Source organism: Bacteroides faecis MAJ27, from assembly GCF_900106755.1.
Classification (GTDB): domain Bacteria; phylum Bacteroidota; class Bacteroidia; order Bacteroidales; family Bacteroidaceae; genus Bacteroides; species Bacteroides faecis.
In genome coordinates this window covers 45,744-68,741 of the sequence record NZ_FNNN01000001.1, presented here as the reverse complement: position 1 = coordinate 68,741, position 22,998 = coordinate 45,744, and the positions used below count along the sequence as shown (strand labels likewise).

At 40.3% G+C, this 22,998-nt stretch carries 10 protein-coding genes; 7 read left to right on the top strand and 3 right to left on the bottom strand.

Going from position 1 to position 22,998, the window contains the following annotated elements; all coding sequences use genetic code 11:
* Positions 1–6: 6 nt before the first annotated feature.
* From BLW31_RS00190 to BLW31_RS00180, 3 genes are read right to left on the bottom strand one after another with little or no spacing between them, the layout of a single operon-like run.
* Positions 7–1,569: a RagB/SusD family nutrient uptake outer membrane protein gene (locus BLW31_RS00190; RefSeq protein WP_010536755.1), complete on the bottom strand. Its 1,563-nt coding sequence runs from the start codon at positions 1,567–1,569 to the stop codon at positions 7–9.
* Positions 1,570–1,581: 12 nt separating this feature from the next.
* Positions 1,582–4,860: a SusC/RagA family TonB-linked outer membrane protein gene (locus BLW31_RS00185; RefSeq protein WP_010536756.1), complete on the bottom strand. Its 3,279-nt coding sequence runs from the start codon at positions 4,858–4,860 to the stop codon at positions 1,582–1,584.
* Between the two features lie 17 nt (positions 4,861–4,877).
* Complete coding sequence (locus tag BLW31_RS00180) at positions 4,878–7,163, bottom strand: fasciclin domain-containing protein (protein ID WP_022302224.1); 2,286 nt, start codon at positions 7,161–7,163, stop codon at positions 4,878–4,880.
* A 444-nt stretch (positions 7,164–7,607) separates the two neighbouring features.
* Here BLW31_RS00180 and BLW31_RS00175 point away from each other — a divergent pair, with 444 nt between their 5' ends.
* The 7 genes from BLW31_RS00175 to BLW31_RS00145 all read left to right on the top strand — a co-directional run bounded on the left by BLW31_RS00175 (position 7,608) and on the right by BLW31_RS00145 (position 22,995).
* A complete protein-coding gene (locus tag BLW31_RS00175; RefSeq protein ID WP_010536759.1) occupies positions 7,608–8,786 on the top strand; it encodes a tyrosine-type recombinase/integrase in 1,179 nt (392 codons plus the stop codon).
* A gap of 398 nt (positions 8,787–9,184) precedes the next feature.
* The gene (locus tag BLW31_RS00170; RefSeq protein WP_010536760.1) at positions 9,185–11,437 is read left to right on the top strand and encodes a fasciclin domain-containing protein; all 2,253 of its coding nucleotides are present in this window, start codon (positions 9,185–9,187) and stop codon (positions 11,435–11,437) included.
* Between the two features lie 18 nt (positions 11,438–11,455).
* A complete protein-coding gene (locus BLW31_RS00165; RefSeq protein WP_010536761.1) occupies positions 11,456–14,722 on the top strand; it encodes a SusC/RagA family TonB-linked outer membrane protein in 3,267 nt (1,088 codons plus the stop codon).
* Between the two features lie 12 nt (positions 14,723–14,734).
* Positions 14,735–16,321: a RagB/SusD family nutrient uptake outer membrane protein gene (locus BLW31_RS00160; RefSeq protein ID WP_010536762.1), complete on the top strand. Its 1,587-nt coding sequence runs from the start codon at positions 14,735–14,737 to the stop codon at positions 16,319–16,321.
* 8 nt (positions 16,322–16,329) lie between these two features.
* Positions 16,330–18,075, top strand: a complete 1,746-nt coding sequence (locus BLW31_RS00155) for a DUF5108 domain-containing protein (protein WP_074759411.1) — start codon at positions 16,330–16,332, stop codon at positions 18,073–18,075.
* A gap of 5 nt (positions 18,076–18,080) precedes the next feature.
* On the top strand, positions 18,081–19,826 hold the full coding sequence (locus tag BLW31_RS00150; RefSeq protein ID WP_010536764.1) for a hypothetical protein: 1,746 nt from the start codon (positions 18,081–18,083) through the stop codon (positions 19,824–19,826).
* 16 nt (positions 19,827–19,842) lie between these two features.
* Positions 19,843–22,995, top strand: a complete 3,153-nt coding sequence (locus BLW31_RS00145) for a SusC/RagA family TonB-linked outer membrane protein (RefSeq protein ID WP_010536765.1) — start codon at positions 19,843–19,845, stop codon at positions 22,993–22,995.
* Positions 22,996–22,998: the final 3 nt, after the last annotated feature.

Here is a 22,998-nt window from a genome sequence, read left to right as displayed (position 1 = left end):
ATATAATTAATCGGTTACACCTGCATAATACGGGTTTTGAACTAACAATAAATTAGAATCAATTTCACTCTGATTGATTGGCAGATACCAAGCATATTCATTGCTCAATACGGAACGTATCCAAGAAACGTTGGCGGTTGAATTGTATGTTACAATCGTTTCAATGAATGAATCTTTATATCTGTAATTTTTCGTTTTGCCGAAGCGGACTAAGTCATACCATCTTTTCCCCTCTGCGGCAAATTCTATATTACGTTCATGCAGTACAGCTTGCAACATCTCTTCTTCTGTTACAGATTCTGCTGTCAAGTCCAGATCTTTGAGCCGGGCACGGTTACGCACTTTATTGATAATTTCCAATGCTTCTTCGTAATTGGCAGCACCTTTCCAGATCAATGCTTCTGCTTTCATTAATAATATTTCGGTCATACGATAAATGATGTAGTTGGCATCGTCGTTCGGGCGTACCTGACTTAAATCCTGATATTCTGATCCTTTGTACTTCCAGATGCAATATTGTTTTTTATCGGCTGTTCCTGTGGCGTCCAAGTCTGCATAAGCTCCCCACTTTGCACGTACGGAAGCGGTGAGGTCACCGGCACCATTCTCAATGTTCTCATTATATAAATCTTCGCACATTGCTTCTGTATATAAGTATGGAGCGGTAGCGCTGAGTGTGAAGTAATAAGAAGGTGAGGTGCCTTTATTTTCTTCCTGCTGAGCGAAGTTCTTTTCGTCCCAATTTATCTCAAAGATGGATTCGTTACTGTTTCCTTGGGTAAAGATGGTGATCCACTGTTCGGGAACAGCCATGAATACCGGACGGCGTGAAGCTGTAGCGTTAATCAGCTGATTGGCATATTCTATACAGCCGTCATAATCTTCACTCCACAAGCAAACATCTGCCATCAGGGCATACAGTGCCCATTTGGTAGCACGTCCTTTGCTGGCACCTTCCCATTTGTCATCTTCAAAAAACTCTTTAGCTGCTCCGGTATCCAGTGCAGTTTGAATGTCTGACTTAATCTGGGCGATTATGTCTTCTTCTGAAGATTTAGCGATATCGTAAGGAGCGGAATCGTCTACATAAGGTTCTGTTACAATAGGAGCTTCCTTAAAGTTACGAACTAAATAGAAATGACACAGACCGCGTAAGAAATAGGCTTCGGATAAATGCGAGTTCATCGTGACTTGCAAATAGGTCTTGTCTTTAGCTTGTACCTCCGGTGCATATTTTATTACAGAATTGGCCATATTCAGTATGTTGTATATGGAGGCCCAACTGCATAAGGCATCAGAAGCTGTAATCTGGAAGTTCTGTAATTTTTGTTTTTTAGTATCACTGTAGGCGTAGATAGAAGCACCTCGCAGTTCTCCCCAATCAACCAGTGTACGGGTACAGGCACGTAAAGAGGAATATCCTGAAGCTAAAACAGCTTCTACATCTTCTTTTGCTTTCCAATAATTAGCTGTTATCTGCTCATTTTTAGGATAAACTTCAAGCCAGTCACTACAACTGCCGCAAAGTAGGCTCCCGAAAGCGAATAAACATATTAATATCTTTTTCATATCTGAATAGTATTAGAAACTCATATTTAAACCGAAAGAAAATCTCTTGGAGACAGGAGTGGTAGCTGTATCTATTGCTAGATTGTCTTTAACAGATACTTCAGGGTCCTGTCCTGTATAGTTAGTCCATGTAAACAAGTTATATCCTGTTACGAATACGCTTAATGAATTGACATTGAATTTATTACAGATTTTTCTGGGGAATCCGTAGCTTAATGTCATTGATTTCAGACGTACGAAAGAAGCTTTTTCTACGAAACGGTCTGATCCCAGATAGTTACGTCCTTCATTGTATAAGGCGCGCGGTATGTCTGTATTATCCCCTTCATTTTTCCAACGACGAAGTACAGCTTTACTTTGATTGCTGGAACCATACATGGATTCGTTGTTCATACGAGCCATATTGACGATGGATTGGCCAAAACGTCCATGGAAGAAGGCGCTTAGACTTACTTGTTTATATTTGACGGTTACTCCTCCACCTCCGGTGACTAGTGGCTGAGTGTTTCCCAGGTAAACAATATCATATTTATTGATAACACCGTCATGATTAATATCCTCGTACATTGCATCACCCGGATAGCAAAGATATGAACCGTTTTTCATAACAATCGGATTACCTTTCAGGTCATTCATTACATTACCTTCTGCATCACGGGCATAAGTAGCATCTTTATTCTGATAAACGCCCTTATAACGATAACCGAAGAAGGAGCCGATAGGGCGGCCAACTTGTGTGATGTATGCATATTCTCCATTTTTCACTTCATCGGCATTCTTTATACCTTCTGTTACGCCGGACTGCAATTCAGTAATTTTATTCTTGTTACGTGATACATTGAAATAACCGCTTACACGCCAGTCTTTGTTTTCAAAGAATACCAGGTCTGTACGGAATTCCCATCCCTGGTTTCTGGTAGACCCCGAGTTGAAGTATGCAATATTGGAAAATCCTGTTGTAGAAGGTATTCTGAAGTTTTTGTTTAAGATATCTTCTCTGTCTCTCCAATAGTAATCAAAAGTAAATCTCAAACGGTTATGCAAGAAACCTAAATCAACTCCAATATTGTATTCCTTAAGAGATTCCCATTTTAATTGATCCAATTGCATACGGCTGGGGGCAATGGAAGACATATTCATATAATTATCTCCGGTTGACTTAAATGCACCCATATAAACAGAGTTACCTTTGGGAGGAGTTCCACTTTCTCCATAGCTAAGACGTATTTTGGCCATATCCAGCCATTTTTCTCTTGCAGCAGCGAGGAAAGGTTCGTCCTGAATGTTCCAGTTTACACCAAATGCCGGGAAATAACCCATGCGTTGGTTGCGTCCCATTGCCGAACTGCTTTCTATGTTTAATAATGCCTGGAATACATAGCGTCCTAACAAGGTATAGTTGATCATTCCCATTCCTGAAATACTTCGGCCTTCAGATTCTCCGGACCCCATACTCTGTACAGATGTTCCTACTGTAGGATCGGACAGGCCGGAAGAAGCCATTCCGGATGTTTTACTTGCGTAACTGGAACTTGTCGACTGGCTGGTATTCCAACGAAGATTGGTGATCAGGTTGTGCTTGCCGTTCCAGTTTTTCATGAATTGAAGTTTGTTTTCAGTTTGAATAGACAAACTTTCGGACATTCCATCATAAGCCTGATTAGCAAAAGAGTTCATCCAGACGGCACCTGTTACTGATTGCGGCAGGAATTTAGTGTTTTTGGATGTATTCATCTTTATAGATACATAACCACTATAGGTGAAGCCCGGCAATATTTTGTAGTTGGCATCAATGATTGCTCTGGTTTCCCGTTGAAGGGTATTGTTTTTGGATTCTTTTGCCATAGCTACCGGATTGTAGTTAGTAGCACTACTTCCTGTATCATTACTTTTGAAAACGCCTTCCCAGTCTGTGGTTTGACGAGTGAAGTATTGATCCAGCGGAAGATGAGTTGCATCATCAATTACATAAGGTGACTTATTAGGCATCTTTTTGAAGGCTTCGGAACGAACGGTTGTTGCCCAGTTCGCATCTTTGTCAGTCTGAGTATAGGTAACATTGGCGCCAAATCTCAATTTCTTCGAGAAATTGTAATCAATACGCAATGTAGAGTTGAAACGGTCCATGGAAGTACCGATTGTTGTTCCGTCGTCGGTTGCATATCCCAAAGAAAGACGATAAGTTGCTCTGTTACCACCTCCGCTCATAGAGAAACTATTATCGGAAGATAAGGCATTCTGACGTACCAAATCCAACCAGTCGGTATTCTGATGATATTCATCGTAATATTGCCAGTCCGGGTTATCTCCGATTTCCGGTGTGTTGAACAACAAACGCAGATAATTGGAGGCCTGACTTACACCTACATAGTTGGCACTATTCCAGATAGCATCCTGCATCAAGGCAACATATTCGTCACCATTTAACATCGGGATTGTCTTCGGCTCTACTTTAGCAGTCCATTTGGAGGAGAAAGAGAAGCGTGTCTTACCTACTGATCCTTTTTTGGTTGTAATGATCAATACACCATTGGCTCCCTTGGTTCCCCATACGGCTGTAGCCGAGGCATCCTTCAATACTTCTACAGACTCGATGTCATTCGGAGAAATGTTAAGTAAGGCTCCCAGATCTTCTTCATTGGCTGTTGCAAAATCAAAGTCACTGGTGTTGCTGTCCGAGTAAGGTACACCGTCAATCACAATCAGAGGGTCAGAGGAGGCATTCAATGTACTGGCACCACGAATGAAAATAGTACTTTTTGCACCGGGGTCACCACTTAATGTGATATCCACACCTCCTAATTGTCCTTGCAAAACCTCTTCGACAGATGTTACAGGCGAAGTGGCTACCAAATCTTCCATATTGATTTTTTGCGTAGCCGAAGTCTGTTCCTTCAAACCTACTCCTAAATCATTACGGTCTTTACGTTCAGCCACAATTTCTACCTGACCTATTGCCTCAGACATAGATTCCATGGTGACATTTAAGGACTTTTGTCCGTTGTACTTTATTCTCTTTGTTTTCATTCCGATATAAGAAAACACGAGAGTCAGGTCTTTCTCTTTTTCAGGAATAGCCAGCTTGTACTGACCGCTCATATTGGTAACAGTACCTCCCAGAGAGCGTTCCTGCGAGTTCATAATATTAATATTAACACCGATCAAAGGTTCTGCACTTTTCCCAATGAGTTCCGTCACATTACCGATGATAATCTGCTGCGTCTGTGCCACTACTTCTCCTACAGTACAAAGAAGTATGACTACAGAAAAATATAATTTTGTTAACTTCATAATTCTTAAAATTCAAATTACATAAGAAGAGATTCGATAAAATGGAAACATCCGTCATTATAACAGAATGGGAAATAGTTGTATTTTCCAGATACCTGTACCACTTTTGTACCATTCTTAAGCTGGAATGAGAGAGAGGTCCCCAGGTCGTTATAAATAATTGTATTTCCGCTGTAATTGACATATTCGCCACTTTCCATCTTCGAACCCGGATAACAAGCTGAAGGTACAGAAGAGGCTACTAGGAAATAGTTACTGATGTATTTCTTCAGCTCAATCTTTTCGTCACCGGTCAGTCCGTTACCAGAATCAATCAGACCTAATGTACCATCCTCATAAACCGTAAGCTTGTCGGCTCCCGGAATCTGTTTGCCGGCTAATGCATTCTTGATCGTTTCATTGGTCGGAATAAAAGCAATGGTACGGCCTGCTAATCCCGCTACTGTTTCTCCGGAAATCATATCTGCCTGTTTCAATAATTGTGCGAAACAATAATAAGGATAACGTGCATCCTGACAGATAGCCAATGCTTTTTGCATGCTGTTTCCCTGACCGTCTTCTGTTTCTGCCTCGAATAATCCGGATATTGCATTCGCTTTATAAGTGTAGGTCTTTCCGTTTGCCCATGGTTTACCGCTATTGGTGACTTCTTCGAATTCAACAAATGGATCGATCGTACTTCCCGGTTCCAATATACCGTTGAAATGACTGTTACAGGTTATCTTTCCATCTTTAACAAACCAGTAGCAGAAGGCAGATTGAATAGGGATGACTTGTGTTCCTTGCTTTTTAAGTTCGACTTCCTCACTCATTACAGTATGTGCACGTATAATGCGTTGTAACTCGTCCGAAGAAACGGCTTCCCATTCTCCTTCGGGCTTTTGTTCGAGCTTTCCTCCTTCGGCATAATAATTCAAGAAGATACCATCTGATTCGAATCCGGAATTGTCAGGGATCAATAATGTGTATTTTTCGTTTTCAGATCCGAATGAACTCAGCAGGTTTGCGCCATTCATTGCATATAAGAAATTCAGGAATCTCTTTTCGTGGAAGGCCGGACCGGATACTGAATTGAAAAGAATCGGAGTCTGAATCTTGCCCAATCCGTAGAAACTGCCATTCACACACATTTTTCTATTGACGTCCGATGCATAGGGATCAAAATTATATTTTGTACCCGAAGCGGTGGTAACGGTGCCATTCACAATTTCTTCCGGGAAAGCTACTGAACCACTATATACATATTCATTAAGGAACAATGTCTGTATTAATGGGTCAAGTGAACTGTAATCAGCGTATCCGCTGTTTTTCCAGTATGAATTAAAGAATTCGTTCAATGCTGTATTATTAGGAGCAAACAGACTATATGCACGATAAGCTAATGTGTCCAAACGTTGATAGTCATATTTGTACCATTCCATAGCAATGGGAGCTAATGGAGATCTGTGGCTATGCAAGTATAAAGTATCTGCATTCAATGCGCTGCCATATTTCTGGGTAAGTTCATCGTTAGGCGTATAGATGGAGAACTTGTCATACATCGCCAGAAAATCGGAATATTCAGGATTAGATTTAAGTTGGTCATAAATTGATCCTAAAGGTTCCAGAACTTTGTTGATTGTATAAATATAGCCGTTGTTGGCTATTAAGCCATATTCTTTCACTGAAGCTTCCGAAACATTAAATCCATCATTACCGGTCCAGGTTGAATTGGGATAGAAAGCTTCGTAATTCTTTTTAGCATCAATTTTCTTAGATGAGAAGAAGTAGTGTGAAAAGACTGGGACAAATCGTTCCAGATGATAGACGGTGACTGATTTACCGGTTAAAGGGTCAACTTCTCTTGTCGGTTCTCCTGAACTACGTGTCCGGAATTTATAGTATAATCCCGGATCAAGAATTTCAGTACCTTCATCATAGGCTCCCTCACCTTCAGGACGGAAATTTTCCATACTACCTTTATTATAGGAATAATACAATAGATGGAATCCGATTAGTTCTTTCAGCTCTCTGGCAGGAATGTCTTTTACTGTCGAATAATTATGTTCCGACAGATAAGCGGTAAAAGCATTGTTGTCTGGTGCCATAACGGTCATTAATCCTCTCCCGTTCATAATCTCATAATAACCGGCACGCTCTGCTGCTTCAAGGAACATGGAGAATTGTCCATCCATGCTTTCGTCCGAAAGTAATTCCCAAGCGCTTCCTTTTACCCACCCGGGAACTTCATAATGTTCATCCATCTTATCCTCGCAGGACCATAGGAAAAATGGAATAAAAGACAGCCATAGCAGCCTTCGCATAATCGTTAAGTTTTTCATAATATAAAAAAATAAATATTTCAATAATAACTAAGATGTTTCTCGCGTACTCATGAAATTAATGCTGCACACAAATGCCATTGCTGATAAGAATTCTATTATCAGATGAAATTTGTGTGCATAAACAAGTTGTCACATTGGTTGCTCTTTTCATATAATCCAATTAAGTTAAGTTAAACAAAAGTTAGATTCTGTTTTCAAAGAGTTCTTTATTATAAAGACCTGTGAAAAACTGTTGCAAACATAGCGAGTTAGTGAAGAAATACCAATGAAGAATCGTACAAAAGCATGGAAAATACCGTCTTTTGCACGGAAATCCATGCAATGAACTCATTTTTTTATCAAGAAACAAGGTTTGGGGGGCATTTTATTCCTTTTTCGTTGTATGGAGGATAGTTATTTATAAAACAAAACCTTAAAAGTAATATGGCAAATTTTTCAATTGTAATTGTGCCGACTAAGAAGTTGGCGAATGGCAGACATCGGATAAGAATAGCAGTAGCTCATCGGTCAAAGACCAGATATATTCCGACTCAATTTACGTTGGATTCCGCAAGTCAGCTAAAAAATGGCAGAGTTGTCAGACACGAAAATGCAGTTAACATAAATTCGTGTTTACGTAGAATGATCGATGAATACGAGGAAATCCTCGCTTCCATTAGTTATTTGTCTACAATCTCATGTACTGAACTGATACATATTATCACTTACGAACAAAAGAAGAAAGGGATAACTTTTCAAACAATAGCAAAAGAATACTTAAGTTTCATGGCAGGGGAAGAAAGACAAAAATCTTATAGCTTGTACAAAATAGCAAGTGAAAGATTGATTAAATATATGAAGGGAGACTTTCCTTTGGTTCAACTAACTCCTCTTCATATACAAGAATTCGCAGAGTACCTATATAAGGAAGATTTAAGTGATACGACGATAAGAATCTATCTGACTCTGATAAAAGTAATATTGAACTATGCAAGTAAAATGAATTATGTAACTTATCACATTCATCCCTTTATACTTTTTAAAATGCCAATAAGTACTGTTAGGGATCTTGATTTGTCAATAGATGAATTAAAAAGTATTAGAGATGCGAAATTCCTGAAATCATCTTTGAACATAACCAGAGATATTTTTATGCTTACTTACTATTTAGGTGGGATTAACCTGAAAGATTTACTGGAATACAACTTTAAAGATAAAGATTATATAAGATATATACGTCATAAAACTCGTAACAGAAAAAAAGGGGCAAATGAAATCGTGTTCTCTTTGCAACCTGAGGCAAAAGAGATTATTAACAGATACCTGTCGAAGGAAGGTAAACTTAGATTCGGAAAATATTTATCCTATAAACAGATATATAGTTTAATTTTCCGTAATATAAATAAGGTGGCGGAAATATCTGGTATAAGCAAGAAGGTCACTTATTATTCTGCTCGAAAAACATTTGCACAACATGGATATAATTTGGGAATACAAATCGAGAAAATAGAATACTGTATAGGACATAGTATGAAAAGTAATCGTCCCATTTTTAATTATATAAAAATAATGCAAGAACACGCAGATAAAGTATTCAGGGAAATATTGAACCAATTATTATAAATTTATGCTGCAGTAAGGCATATCGATTTGATTTCAGAATAACTACTTCTTATCTTTTTAGTTGCTTATTAATTGTCCACAGGCAATCTTACATTTTTCATAATACGCTTATACACAAATATTTTGCTCAAAGTCATTAATCTAACTTTTGTTTAACTTAACGTTTTGATATAATTATGAAAAACCACGAAATTTATATGAATGCCTGCAAATCTATGCAGTTGCTAATATCAAATGTAAGTCTTTTATGCTATTCACGATATCAATCTCCCTTTTTAGCAGATTTTTAATTATAACTTAATATAATTTTTAGTATTATGAGAAATGCAATGATTCGAAAGCGGCATTTGCTGCTACTATTGTTCCTCTCTTCCTTTTTCCTGTCCTGTGAAGACAAGATGGATGAACACTATGAAAAACCGGCATGGCTGAAAGGTACAGCTTGGGAAGTTCTTTCTAATGAATATGGAGGTAAGTTCTCCATGTTTTTGGAAGCAGCAGAGCTATCAGGTTTCAGGCCTATTCTTGATGGTAAGAGTGTCGCAACTGTCATGGCTCCGGACAATGATGCGTTTACCACTTATCTGGAGGAACACGGTTATGTTTCAGTCAAGGACATACCGACAGATGATCTGAAGAAATTGATTGGTTATCACTTAATCTACTATTCTTATAGTAAAACCGATCTCGAGAACTTCCGGCCCGAGGACAGTGCAACAAGCAAAGACGACGATGAAGATGATGAACTGGGTGTATTGCAACCGGGTATGTATTACAAATTTCGCACACACAGTACCAGCCCTACTACGAAGGAAGTGGATCCGGCAACAAAAAACACAGTAACCGTCTATCACCTGGAGCGGTTTTTACCTGTATTCTCTCACCACATCTTTGCATCTAAAGGCATAGATGCAAAGAAGAATTATGAATTTTTCTATCCTAACTCTACATGGACGGGAGATAACGGGTTCAATGTGTCGAATGCAAGCGTTAAAGAATACCAAATCATAACAAACAACGGCTATATATATAATGTAGACAGAGTATTGGAACCATTGGAAACTATTTATGATGTTTTGAAGAAGAAATCAGATTATTCCGATTTCCTCGACTTCTATAGCCAATACAGTACTTATACCTATGATAAGGACTTGTCTGCCGATTATGGAAATGCAGTAGGAGTAGATAGTCTCTTCCTTCATGAACATGCGTCAAACGGACTTCCCAATATTGCTTTGGAATGGCCGACTTCCAATTTCCGTCTTTATCCGGAATTGGCTTCTATATCCTATAGTATCTTTGCTCCGTCCAATCAGGCATTAAATACTTTCTTCAATAAATATTGGAAAGCTGGAGGATATTCTTCTTTGACCGATTTGGACCCGTTGATTACCAAAATATTACTTTATCAATCAGTATATGGTGGATCTATTGTATTCCCAGACGAAATAAGCGGAATAACCAACTCTTTGGGTTCACACTATGATTTCCAGTTGAGCGATGTGAAAGATAAGAGCATCTGCGTGAACGGCAGCTTCTACGGATTGAGTAATTTCCCGATGCCTGAAATATTCAGCACTGTAATGGGACCGTCTTTCCTTAAAAGAGATTATCTGCTTTCGTTGTATGCTATCTATCAGAGTAATCAGATGGCTGCATATACTACCACTGCAACCAACTATACGATGTTGATCACTAAAAATAGCGGATATGAAATCAGTGATATGCGTCTGATGTCTGATGGAGTAGGCAATACATTGGCAACTTCCGGAGAAGATGGCGATGTGGCTGTATCATCATCAGATCTGAAAAGAATCGTTAGTGGCGGAACCGTAGTAGGTGAAGTTAATTTTAACGCTCCTTGGGCAGTTCATGCTACTCAGGATGGCGGAACATACTGGTTTATAAAAGACGGAAAGATGACAACGAACTACGTGTTTAATAGTGTGTTAGGGCAAGATCCGCAAACGGTGATTCCTACGCTTTTTACTGAAGTGAAAGAGGTGACCAACGATGGTGGCGGTGTGTGGACAAACGGAAAAGTATATGAATATGAAAGTGATTTCGGTGTATTCGGAAAGTTGGATGGATTGGAATATACAAGCCTGAAGACGATGTTAACCTCTATCGGGGAAACGAAATATCCCAATTTCGTGTTTGCCTATTTAATGAGACAGGCTGAAATATTTGCTACCATAGACGGTGTACTTGCTTGGGATTATCGATTGGCAGGGCGTCTTATCGGGTTCATTCCGACTAATGAAGCTTTGAAAGAGGCTTTGGATAATGACCGGATTCCGGGAGTGAAAGGTACGATTGATTTGAGTTTACCTTCGCCCACTCTTCAAGGTGAGGTTACAAACAAACGCTTGTTGGGAGAATATTTACTTAATTATTTCTTTACGCCTACCAATGCTCCGGTTGCATCAGGCTGTCCGTATCTTGGATCACCCGATTGGTTATCGGGAGAGTATCGTAACAGCAATAATATTCCTGTGAAGTATACTGATAATGGTGCTTCTATTACCTTGCAGTTGCAGAATCAAACCACCGGTCGGTATGGAAATGCGTGTAAGGTAGTATCATACGAGAATTTCCCATTTGCTTTTATGGACGGTGCTTTCCACCTGATAGACGCTGTTTTTAATTAACTGAATATCTAATTAATCATGAATCAGACAAATAAAGTCTTTTATACATTGGTAGCCATTTTTCTGTCCTGTTCTATAGAAATGGCAGGGCAGGTACAGAAGGTTATATCCGGTACGGTTACCGAATTGTTTGGAAAAACTGCCGAGCCACTGGTTGGTGTAAATGTCAATCTAGTAAACAACCAGAACCGTTCGTTGGGTGGTGGTATCACAAACCTGAACGGGCAGTATAATGTGAAAGTCCCTGGAGGAGAGAAAGATCTGACGATTGTTTATTCCTACATCGGAATGAAAACAAAGCGTATAAAGTATACGGGGCAAACTCTTTTGAATGTGACTTTGGAGTCAGAATCGATGGCTGTGGATGAAGTTGTCGTTTCAGCCCGTAGGTTAAATAGAAATGATTTGGGTATTTCGGACAAAGAAATGGTTTCGGCTACTCAGAAAGTCGATATGGAAAAGCTGATTGCTGCTGCGCCTGTTGTATCCATAGAGGAAGCTCTACAAGGACAGTTGGGTGGTGTGGATATTGTTTTGGGAGGAGACCCCGGTAGCCGTAGTGCTATCAGAATCCGTGGTACAAGTACGTTGAATGCATCTTCTGATCCGTTGATTGTTATCGATGGTGTGCCTTATCCGACAGAAATCAGTGATGACTTCAATTTTAGCACAGCTACGGAAGAAGACTTAGGTGCCCTTTTAAATATCTCACCTAATGATATAGCCTCAGTTGAAGTATTGAAAGATGCGTCGGCTACTGCTATTTGGGGTACTCAGGGTGCTAACGGTGTATTGGTTATTAAGACAAAACAAGGTACGGTTGGTAAAACTCGTTTTTCATTCTCCTCTAAATGGACGATGAAGGAGGATCCGAGTACTATTCCGATGCTGAACGGTAAGGAATATACTTCTCTTATGCAGGAATCTATCTGGAATTCTGCCAAATACATCGGTCTGAATAATCCGGGAAATAAATATCTGAATATGTTATCTGATGCACCGGCAATCGGTGACAATCCGGACTGGAGATACTATGATGAATATAACCAAAATACCAATTGGTTGGATTATGTACGCCAAAAGGCATTGGTTTCTGATAACAGTTTTTCAATGAACGGTGGTGGTGAAAAAGCGACTTATCGTTTTTCGTTAGGATATATGAGTGATATCGGTACTACTATCGGTACGTCTATGAACCGTTTGAATACTTCAATGGTCATTAACTATCAGTTTTCTAATAAGTTAAAGTTCGGTGCAGATTTTTCTTATTCACAGACCAATACGGATGCGAACTGGGTTAATACTATCCGTTCGGAGGCATTGAGTAAAATGCCGAACAAATCACCTTTTACAGTAAACGACCTGACAGGTGCATTGACCGATGAATACTTTACTTATCATGATCCGAATTTTGAAGGATCCTTTAATGGAAAGAGTAACTATAATCCTGTTGCCATGGCACATGAAGCTATCAACAGAACTGTACAGCGCGAAGGTAAGATTACATTCCGTGCCGATTATGAGATAATGCCGGGATTCTTTTATAAAGGTTGGGCTTCTATCAATATGCGTGCCATTAAAACACGTCGTTTCCTCCCACAAGTAGTGACAGGAGTAGAACAAGTTAACAAATATGCTAATCAGAGTGCAGACGCTTATTCCGACCAGTTGGCTTTACAGACAGAGAACAAGTTGATGTATATCAAGAACTGGAATAACAAACATAATATCATTGCGAATGTATTAGTTCGTACTGGTCAGTATGTCAATTCAGGCTATAATAGCGAAGTATATGGTAATGCCTCTTCTGATCTTTCCGATCCGGTAGTGGGAACTACTATCAGCGACATGAATTCAAGCGAATCGGAAACACGTAATGTCTCTTTTGTAGGAGTATTGAACTATACTTTGTTTGATCGTTATGTGGTACACGGATCTCTCAATGCCGAAGGTAACTCTGCTATGGGACGTAATGAAAGAATGGGTTACTTCCCTGCTGTGGGTCTTGCATGGAACTTCCAGAATGAGCCTTTTATGAAAACGGCAAGAGATAAATGGTTGGACGAAGCGAAATTCCGTTTCAGTATCGGACAGAGTGGACGTGCTCCCAGCGGTGCTTCTGTTTATCTGGGTGCTTATGTGAAGGGAACAGACTATATGAATATGTCGGCCACCAAGCAAGCTCGTATGCAGTTGGATAATTTGAAATGGGAGACTTCTACCGAATATAACTATGGTTTGGATGCTTCTGTATTAAAAGGTCGTTTGAGATTTACATTCGATTATTATTATAAGACGGTGGAAGACTTGTTGCAAAAGAACTACAAACTACCTTCAACGACTAGTTTCGGATCGATTAGTTATTTCAATTCGGGTAAAATGGAGAACAAAGGTTGGGAGTTCCGTACAGATGTTGTTTTATTTGAGAACAAAGACTGGCGCATCAACGGTTATGTGAACTTTAGCCGTAATGAGAATAAGATTACTGAACTGCCTGCCAATATGGTACAGGAGAATTACTCGCCAAAGAATGGAGAATACGCTGCCCGTGCAGAGGTTGGACGTCCTATCGGTTCGTTCTATGGATACCGTTACAAGGGAGTATATCAGAACACGGATGCCACATACGCACGTGATGCGGAAGGAAAAGTAATGAATGATGCCAAAGGTAGACCAATCGTGATGAAGAACTTGACAGCAACCTGTCAACCGGGAGATGCGATGTATGAAGACATCAATCATGACGGTGTGATTAACCAGTATGATATCGTCTATCTGGGAAATGCCAACCCGACATTGACCGGTGGTGCCGGATTGACTATTAAGTACAAACAATTCTCTGTCAACACCTTCTTCCACGGACGTTTCGGACAGTCAGTCGTGAATACGGCCCGTATGAATAATGAGTCTATGAACGGTAATGCCAATCAGAGTACGGCTGTGTTGAGAAGATGGAAAAACGAAGGTGATATTACAGATATACCGCGTGCATTGTATGGCGAAGGATTCAACTTTTTAGGTTCTGACCGTTTTGTGGAAGATACTTCCTTCCTTCGTCTGAAACAGTTGACACTGAATTATGCATTCCCAAAAAGCATTTGCAACAAGATGGGTATCACTTCACTGACATGTTTCGTTACAGGATACAATCTGTTTACCTGGTCTTCTTATACTGGTCAGGACCCGGAAGTAAACCTTCCGTCAAGACCGACAGATCTTGCAATTGATGGTGCAACGACGCCTGTATCCAGACGATATACTTTTGGTTTTAACTTAAGTTTCTAATACGATATCAACATGAAGAAATTATTAATATACATAGTAATAGCCGGAACAACTTTACTGACTTCCAGTTGTAATGATTGGCTGGACGTGTTGCCGAAGAACGAACAGGTATCTCCGGAATACTGGAAAACAAAGGAACAGGTGGAAGAGGTGCTTGCACAAGGATACCACAATATGCGTCTGACAGTTCCTACGTTAATTTATTGGGGCGAACTTCGCGGGGCATCCATTTATGCATATTCGGGTAAGTCAAAACAGGAATTACAGAATTTCCAGTTGACCTCTTCATCAAACGAATGTAAATGGGCGAGTTTCTATTCCATACTGAATGTGGCGAACTCCATTATTAAATATGCACCGGAAGTAAAGAGGCAGGATGAGACCTATCATGAATCAGTAATGAACTCAAACATGGCTGAAGCCTACTTTATGCGGGCTTGGACATATTTTACGCTAGTGCGCAACTTTAAAGAAGTTCCCCTGATTGTGGAACCCTACATGACGGACGAATATGCGGTCGATGTGCCCAAATCTTCGGAAGAAGCGATTATTGCGCAGATCAAACTGGACATTGAGGATGCACTTTCTACAGGAGCCGCTAAAGAAATGTATGACGATGAAGACTGGACCGGCATGAGTAAAGGACGTGTCACTGTGTGGGCATTGTATGCATTGATGGCAGACGTGTGTTTGTGGAGCGAAGATTATGATGGCTGTGTGAGATATGCCGATATGCTGATTAATTCGACCTCCCCTTTCCGTCCGGCATTTGTAGAAGACCCGGAACAATGGTACAGCATCTTCTTCCCGGGCAACAGCAACGGTTCTATATTTGAACTGAATTTTGATCAGTCGCGCAATCAATCTCCTGATGATGATGCTACAGCGAGTACATATCCATCTCCATCGAATATTTACTCTTGGACACAATCTACTGTCGCCGCTCTTCAGTTCTCGAATGCAATGTGTAAACGTTTGTTTGATGAACAAACCGATACATGGGTGACTTCCAATACCGTTCGTGGTTATGGCAATACATTTATTCTTTCTTCGGGAACTGTTATTGGTAACTCCAATACGGAAGGTTATCTTCCCTTCAAGTTCAGAATCGGCGGTAAGGACGGATTGTCTACAACACGTTCTTATAAAGATGCCAACTGGATACTCTACCGCATGGCAGATGTATTGTTGATGAAAGCTGAAGCATTGATCTGGAAAGGTGGAGAAGCGAATTTTGCACAGGCTTTAGAACTTATCAATAAGATACGTACCCGTGCCAACGTTACCACGCTAAGTGTTCAGACGAATGCCGTATCACAAGAAAATATGCTTGGATACTTGTTGCAGGAGCGTGATCTTGAATTTGCTGCGGAAGGCAAACGCTGGTATGACCTTTTACGCTTCGGCAGATCGCAGAATTTTAAATATAAAGATCAGTTTATCAATATGATCATTGAGAATAACTCTACGGTGAGTGCCAGTTGGATACGTTCGGTTCTGAAGAATACCGATGCATGGTATTTGCCTATTAATCAGGGTGAGATTGACACTAACCCGATGTTAATACAGAATCCTTATTATGATGTAACTGCAAATTAATATATACTATGAAGAATATTGTAAGATTTTGCTTAATGATTTTGTGCATCACTTGTTATTCCTGTGATGATCCGTACAAGGATACGGTATTTAAGGTATATGATGTACAACCTGCTGCAACCTATCTCCAGAGTCGTCCGGACGATTTCTCCGAATGGGTGAAAGTTTTGAAATATGGAGATTTGTTCAATGCTGTGAACCGCGCAGAGGATGCTTTCACAGTATTGGCACCTACTAATGATGCAGTTCTTCGCTTTTACGAAAAGAAGGGAGTCACTTCTATCGAAGATTTGGGATATGAATATGCCCGTACTCTTGCTACATATCATGTTATTAACGACTCTATTGACAGGGAGGATTTTGTAAAAAGCGGTGAACTGCCGGGTAGAACACTCTCGGGAGATGCGTTGAAAGTTTCTTTTGGTAGTGAAGGTGGTGATAAATCTATCTATATTAATAAGGAAGCTCATGTCAGCGAGTTAGCTATTCGTACAGCCAATGGTCGTGTATATGTACTCGATGATGTATTGAGTCCTGCCGTAGAAACTATCTATGCAAAACTTGTAGAGAAAGGGAATTATAAAATTTTCTGTGAAGCGCTGGAGAAAACAACATGGAGCGATTCGTTAAGTGTAGTCAATTCTGTACTCGAAGGTCCGTTGGGAATGAGAGTTGAACTGCGGAAATACTTCACCGTATTTGCCGTATCCGATGCTATATTTGCTAAGGAAGGAATCAACAGTTTTAGTGATTTGACTGCTAAGGTGGGGGCTTTGACCAACGATTACGAGCTTCCCAATAACGAACTGAACCGGTTTATGGCCTATCATATTATGAACGGTGAACGCACCCTTGAATCTCTTCGTACATTTCCCAAACCTTTCGACAGAGAAACGTGGGAATATAGAAAGATGCTGAACACCAAAGCTACAAACGATTTGATCCTGATTTCCGAAAGCGGACTGAACGACGGCGTTAAGTTTATTGAGGAACAAGCTGACGAGATCGTGAAGAACGGATATATCCAACCGATTGACGGATATCTGCCCGTGAAAACCGAATTTGAGCCGATACCTGTAATCTTCGATTTCTGCGATTACCCCGAAGTGTCTTCTTACATTGCGGCAAAGGGAAAAGGGCAGCTTTATCAGCAAGTTTCGCGAGATGACGCGGATACGTATACAGCACTCACCAAGTTCATTGGCCGACAAGAAATTGTTCCGCAAGTTTCGTCCTATAAGATCGAAATGGGACCTGGTGGCACGTTGGCAAGCGACTGGAGTTATCTGTCGTATTGCACAAAGGGAGCCAGCACTTCAGGCAACTGGACTAAGTTGATGAACAACGATGCCTTGGTAGTTAATATCGGCTACAACGGTACATTGGACCTGACTATTCCACCTATTTTAGCCGGAAAGTATAGAATTACTTTATACTATGCATACGATCCGTCAATGAAATTTATCGGTGCGAGAGAAGAGGGCAGCCAAGCCGGTTTGACCAATTTCAGATTAGATTCGAAACGACTTAAAGGTGGCGATAACAAACGTATTTATGATGGAAAGACAGGGGATGTGCAAGATTGTTTCAATACACCGTTGACATCGGACCTGAGTGGAGTAGAAACATTGTTTGAATTTACAACGACGACTTCTCATACATTGAACGTAGTTGTGGTAGATCCCGCAGCCAGTTCGCACAATAAATTCCGTATGTATTTTGATTATATATTGTTTGAACCTGTAATAGAATAATAACCATGAAGAAAATTAGATATATCATAGCATCCGCTTTGGTTTCAATTGGACTCTGTGCCTGTACGGATACTTGGGATTCGCACTATTCCAAGTGGGATACGGTGATTGAAAATACAGAGATTGAAGCTGTAGATGAGCCGGCAGCTGATTTCCTGAAGACAGCTCAGGATTATAGTAACATGTATGCACTGTTCGACAAGACAGGTGTGATTAAAACATGGCAGGAGAAAAACCTGATGTACACCATCATGGTGGTAGGTAATGAATCTATTGCCAATACCGATCAATCGGTAACTACTAAAGCCGAAGGCAGTGAAGGACAGGCAACCGCTGAAGAAATATTTAAGGCGGAAGCACATATAACAGATGCTCTTCTTTCCCCCAGTAATCTGGAAGACGGACAACGCCTGTTGATGTGGAACGGCAAGTATGTGACCGTAAGAATCTACAATGAACCGATGGATGGTATGGAACCGGGAATTTATTTCAATGGTTCGAAAGTGAAGAAGGTGATTAAAACTAATAATGCCTACATTTATGACTTGGAAAATTATATTAATACTCCTAAAGCATTGATAGAGTATTTGAAGGATTTGCCGGACGAAGATTACTCTGTTTTTAAAGAAATGGTGTTGAGCCGTACGCAAAGAGTATTTGATAAAGCCGCAAGTACACCTATAGGAATTGATAAGACAGGAAATACGGTATATGACTCTGTATTCACAGAAAAGAGTCAGTATTTTGCAGATAAGAAGTTAGACCTTTATTCAGAGAACATTACTGCTACATTGCTGGTACCTTCTAATGACTTGATAGAGAATGCACTGAGAGAAGCGAAAGAGAAGTTGAAATCGTGGAATATGGAACGTGAAGATTCTATTCTGAACAACTGGATATTCCAGACTGCTTTTTTTAGTAAAAAGTATGTAAAACAAGATTTTATTTATAACGAGAGTGATCCGGCTTCAACGCAGGACTTTTATTCTGTTTTTGATCAACAATGGCGTACAACAGTAAATAAGGTAGATCTTGATAATCCGGTAGAGTTGAGTAACGGTGTTGCTTATAAGATAACTTCACTGAAAATACCGACCAACAAGATATTGATTTGGAGAATCAAGGAACGTTTTGAAACGTTTGACCAATTGACGGATGAAGATAAAAAGTACTATTATCCCGGATATAATTACATCAGTACTTATCTGAAAGATATTGGTGAGAATGTACAAATGAATCGTGTGAAACAATATGTGGGTGCAAATCAGCCAAAGCCATGGCTGCCGGCTATTTACTGTAGATCTATGATGCTGTGGGTCGTTGACACTGATCAACCTGGTATTTTTAAATTCAAATGCTATCGATTAGTAGAAGACAAAGCTTCGACTACCGGTTATACTGCAGTGCCTTACAAAATACCTGCAGGGTCATATAATTTCTATATGGGATTTAATGGTTCTCGTTCGCAAGTGAATGCAACATTCTACTTGAATGGGAAGAAGATTCCCAAATGTGAAAGTGGTCCTATTCCATCTTCTACAATGAAAGGCTCTAATCATGACCGTGGCGGTGGTGGATATAGTGAGCTTTATAGAGATAGCAGGTATGACCGTGATGGTTCTACGGATCTTGGAGTTGTCATATTTGATAAAACCGAAGAACTTGAAGTTACGATTGAATTTACGAAAGGGGCAAGAGGTGAAATGGAGCCGACTACATGGTGTTTCCGCCCAACAGTAGATTTGTATTAACCTTGATAAACAGGATATGAAAAAGATAAAAAAAATACTTAATATTTCTGTGCTACTCGTATGTGGAGTGGCAAATACATGGGGACAAGGAGGCCAGAAATTGACTGGTAAGATTTTGTCAGCGACGAATCAACCGGTAGAAGGTGCCATTGTCACAGTGTTAGACACGATGAATGTTACTACAAACAAAGAAGGTACATTCCAGTTTGAAGTGAAAGATCTTTCAAAAGCCAAGGAAATTTCCGTATGGGCTCCGGGGTATTTCTCAGTGAAGCAGCTTGTAAAAGAAAGACCGAATATTGTAATTACATTGATTCCGGAAAATCAATATAAATACAATGAAACGATGGTTCTTCCCTTCCGTCGGGAAGGGGAAATGCAGCTGGAAGATTATACAGCAGCTACCAATATCACAAAAAAAGATTTTATGTTGGGTACGACAAAGATCGATCGTGCATTGACAGGACAAATTGCTGGGTTGCAAATGAAACGCAGTAGTGGTATGCCGGGAGAAGGCAGTTATTATAACTTGCGCGGTATCCGCACATTGACTGGTGATAACGCTCCTTTGATTGTGATAAACGGAGTACCTCATATGCCTGATAAAACACCTTCGGAACTGATTGGCGGCTTTACCCGTGATATCTTTCAGTTCTATCATTTGCAGGATATACAGAATATCACTGTATTGAAAGGTGCGGAAGCAGCTATGTATGGTTCAATGGGCTCCAATGGTGTAATCTTGATTGAAACAGACGGTACCGCATCTAATGACTTGGAGACTAGGGTGAGTTACTATGGATCATACGGAATCAACTGGAACGATAAGCGGATGCCGGTGATGGGACTGGATGATTACAAGCAGTATCTGGCAGATATGGGTATGACGATTTCTAAGGATCCGCAGAACTTCTATACAAATTTCCCCTTCATGCAGAATCCTAACGATCCACGTTACAACTATTTGTATAACAATAATACAGACTGGCAGGATTTGATTTACAAGAACACAGCGTCCACCGATCATCTTTTCAGAGTAGAAGGTGGTGACAATATTGCTAAGTACGACCTGTCGTTAGGGTATTATCGCGAGAATGGTCTGATGGATAATACAAGTATGGAACGTTTTCATACATTACTGAATGCTAATGTATTGGTCAATAAACAACTGAACATTTTTGCAACGGTAGGTTTAGCTTATATGAACGGACATTATCAGACGCAGGGTATGGATATTACGACGAATCCTATATTGGCAGCTTACGCAAGATCTCCTTTCCTAAGTCCATACGAAAAAGACCGCGAGGGAAATACACTGAAAACTTACGCATCTCATTTCTACGGACGGAGCAAGAGCCGAGATTACAGCGTCAGCAATCCTTTAGCTATCATTAATACGTTGGATTCTCGTAATCGCCAATATGATCTGAATATGAAAGCCGGTATCGCATACAATCCTTTTCGAGAACTGACACTAACTGGAACAGTAGGTTTGTATTATAATTACGATAACGAACATCTCTTTATCCCTGGAGCAAGTGAAGCTACTATAGTACCGCTAAGTGATAAATACGGTGTGCGGAATAATGCAGTAAGCGACGGAGTAGCTGTAACGACTAATTTCTTTGCTAACTTGAATGCCAGTTATAAGAAAACGTTTAATTATGTTCACCAGTTGAACGCAATAGCCGGATGGCAGTTGATGACTACTAAGAATGAATATGATGCGGGAGAAGGACGTAACACCGGTAATGACTTCTACCAGACATTGGGTAGCACGACTGACGGAAGACGTTTCTTGGGTTATATCAATAGCTGGAACTGGACAAACTTCTACGGACATGCCAACTATACTTACAATAGTATGGTACAGGCATCTGTGAATATAGCTGTTGATGCAGCTTCTTCTACCGGTACGGATGTTGCCCGTTTCTATACATATCCGTCAGTAGGAGTAACCTTGCTAGGGAAAGGATGGAAACCGCTTCTCGATGCTACATGGCTCAATAAGCTGAATGTACGTGCCGAATACGGACTGACAGGTAACTCACGTTTCTCTTCACAGATGGGTGGATACTATTACTCCACAGTACCTTACATGCAGTTGTCAACCATCGTTCGCTCTAATATCCCGAACGTATCATTGAAACCGGAGAAGAATGCTTCCTTGAATCTCGGACTGGACTTGTCTGTACTGAACAATCGTTTGAACCTAACTTTTGATTATTACAATAATCAAATCAGCGATATGATATCTGCTATGCCTCTTTCATCTGTTTATGGATCGGTTCCTTATTATGCGAATGTCGGTAAGTTAGAGAATACAGGTATAGAGTTGTCAGTGCAGGCTTCATTGGTACGCACTCGTAACTTTGAGTGGGTCGTAGGTGGAAACATCACTCGCTCCAGAGATAAGATCAAGTCATTGGGTGGTGAGGAACAAATCGTGTTGAGTTACGATAATGGTGTGCAGATGGTCAACCGTGTGGGAGAATCTTCTTACCAATTTTACGGTTATCAGGCAAATGGAGTATACTCCACACAAGCTGAAGCTGACGCTGCAAATCTCAGCAACCGTACCGGACGTCGTTACAATGCCGGAGATGTACGTTTTGTAGATCAGAATGGCGATAACCGCATCGACGATAAAGACCGTGTTCTTCTTGGCAGTGCTGCTCCCTCTTATTTTGGAGGTTTCTATACACAACTGAAATACAAAGGATTCGCACTTTCTGCAGAGTTCTCATATTCAAAAGACAACATCGCATACAATGCTGTCAGACAACAACTGGAGGCTATGTCTACCACTAACAATCAGAGTATTGCAGCCGTAAACCGTTGGACAGTAGAAGGACAGAAGACCGATATGCCGAAGGCAACATGGAAAGATCCTGTGGGTAATAGCTATTTCTCTTCTCGCTGGATGGAAGATGCATCTTATCTGAGAATGAAGAATGTGACATTAAGCTACACTTTCTCTAAAACACTTTGGAATTTCTTCCGTTCGGGAACAATATATGTGACGGGCGAAAACCTGTTGACCTTTACAGATTATCTGGGAATGGACCCTGAATTCTCTTATTCTTATGCTGAGAATATGCAAGGTTTTGATAATGCAAAGCTAATGCAACCCAAAACAGTGAAAATGGGCGTTAATTTAAAATTCTAATGA

Bases quoted from the DNA above. Each gene is read 5' to 3' on its own strand.
- BLW31_RS00190 (WP_010536755.1), bottom strand. From the start codon at position 1,569: ATGAAAAAGATATTAATATGTTTATTCGCTTTCGGGAGCCTACTTTGC.
- BLW31_RS00185 (WP_010536756.1), bottom strand. From the start codon at position 4,860: ATGAAGTTAACAAAATTATATTTTTCTGTAGTCATACTTCTTTGTACT.
- BLW31_RS00180 (WP_022302224.1), bottom strand. From the start codon at position 7,163: ATGCGAAGGCTGCTATGGCTGTCTTTTATTCCATTTTTCCTATGGTCC.
- BLW31_RS00175 (WP_010536759.1), top strand. From the start codon at position 7,608: ATGGCAAATTTTTCAATTGTAATTGTGCCGACTAAGAAGTTGGCGAAT.
- BLW31_RS00170 (WP_010536760.1), top strand. From the start codon at position 9,185: ATGGATGAACACTATGAAAAACCGGCATGGCTGAAAGGTACAGCTTGG.
- BLW31_RS00165 (WP_010536761.1), top strand. From the start codon at position 11,456: ATGAATCAGACAAATAAAGTCTTTTATACATTGGTAGCCATTTTTCTG.
- BLW31_RS00160 (WP_010536762.1), top strand. From the start codon at position 14,735: ATGAAGAAATTATTAATATACATAGTAATAGCCGGAACAACTTTACTG.
- BLW31_RS00155 (WP_074759411.1), top strand. From the start codon at position 16,330: ATGAAGAATATTGTAAGATTTTGCTTAATGATTTTGTGCATCACTTGT.
- BLW31_RS00150 (WP_010536764.1), top strand. From the start codon at position 18,081: ATGAAGAAAATTAGATATATCATAGCATCCGCTTTGGTTTCAATTGGA.
- BLW31_RS00145 (WP_010536765.1), top strand. From the start codon at position 19,843: ATGAAAAAGATAAAAAAAATACTTAATATTTCTGTGCTACTCGTATGT.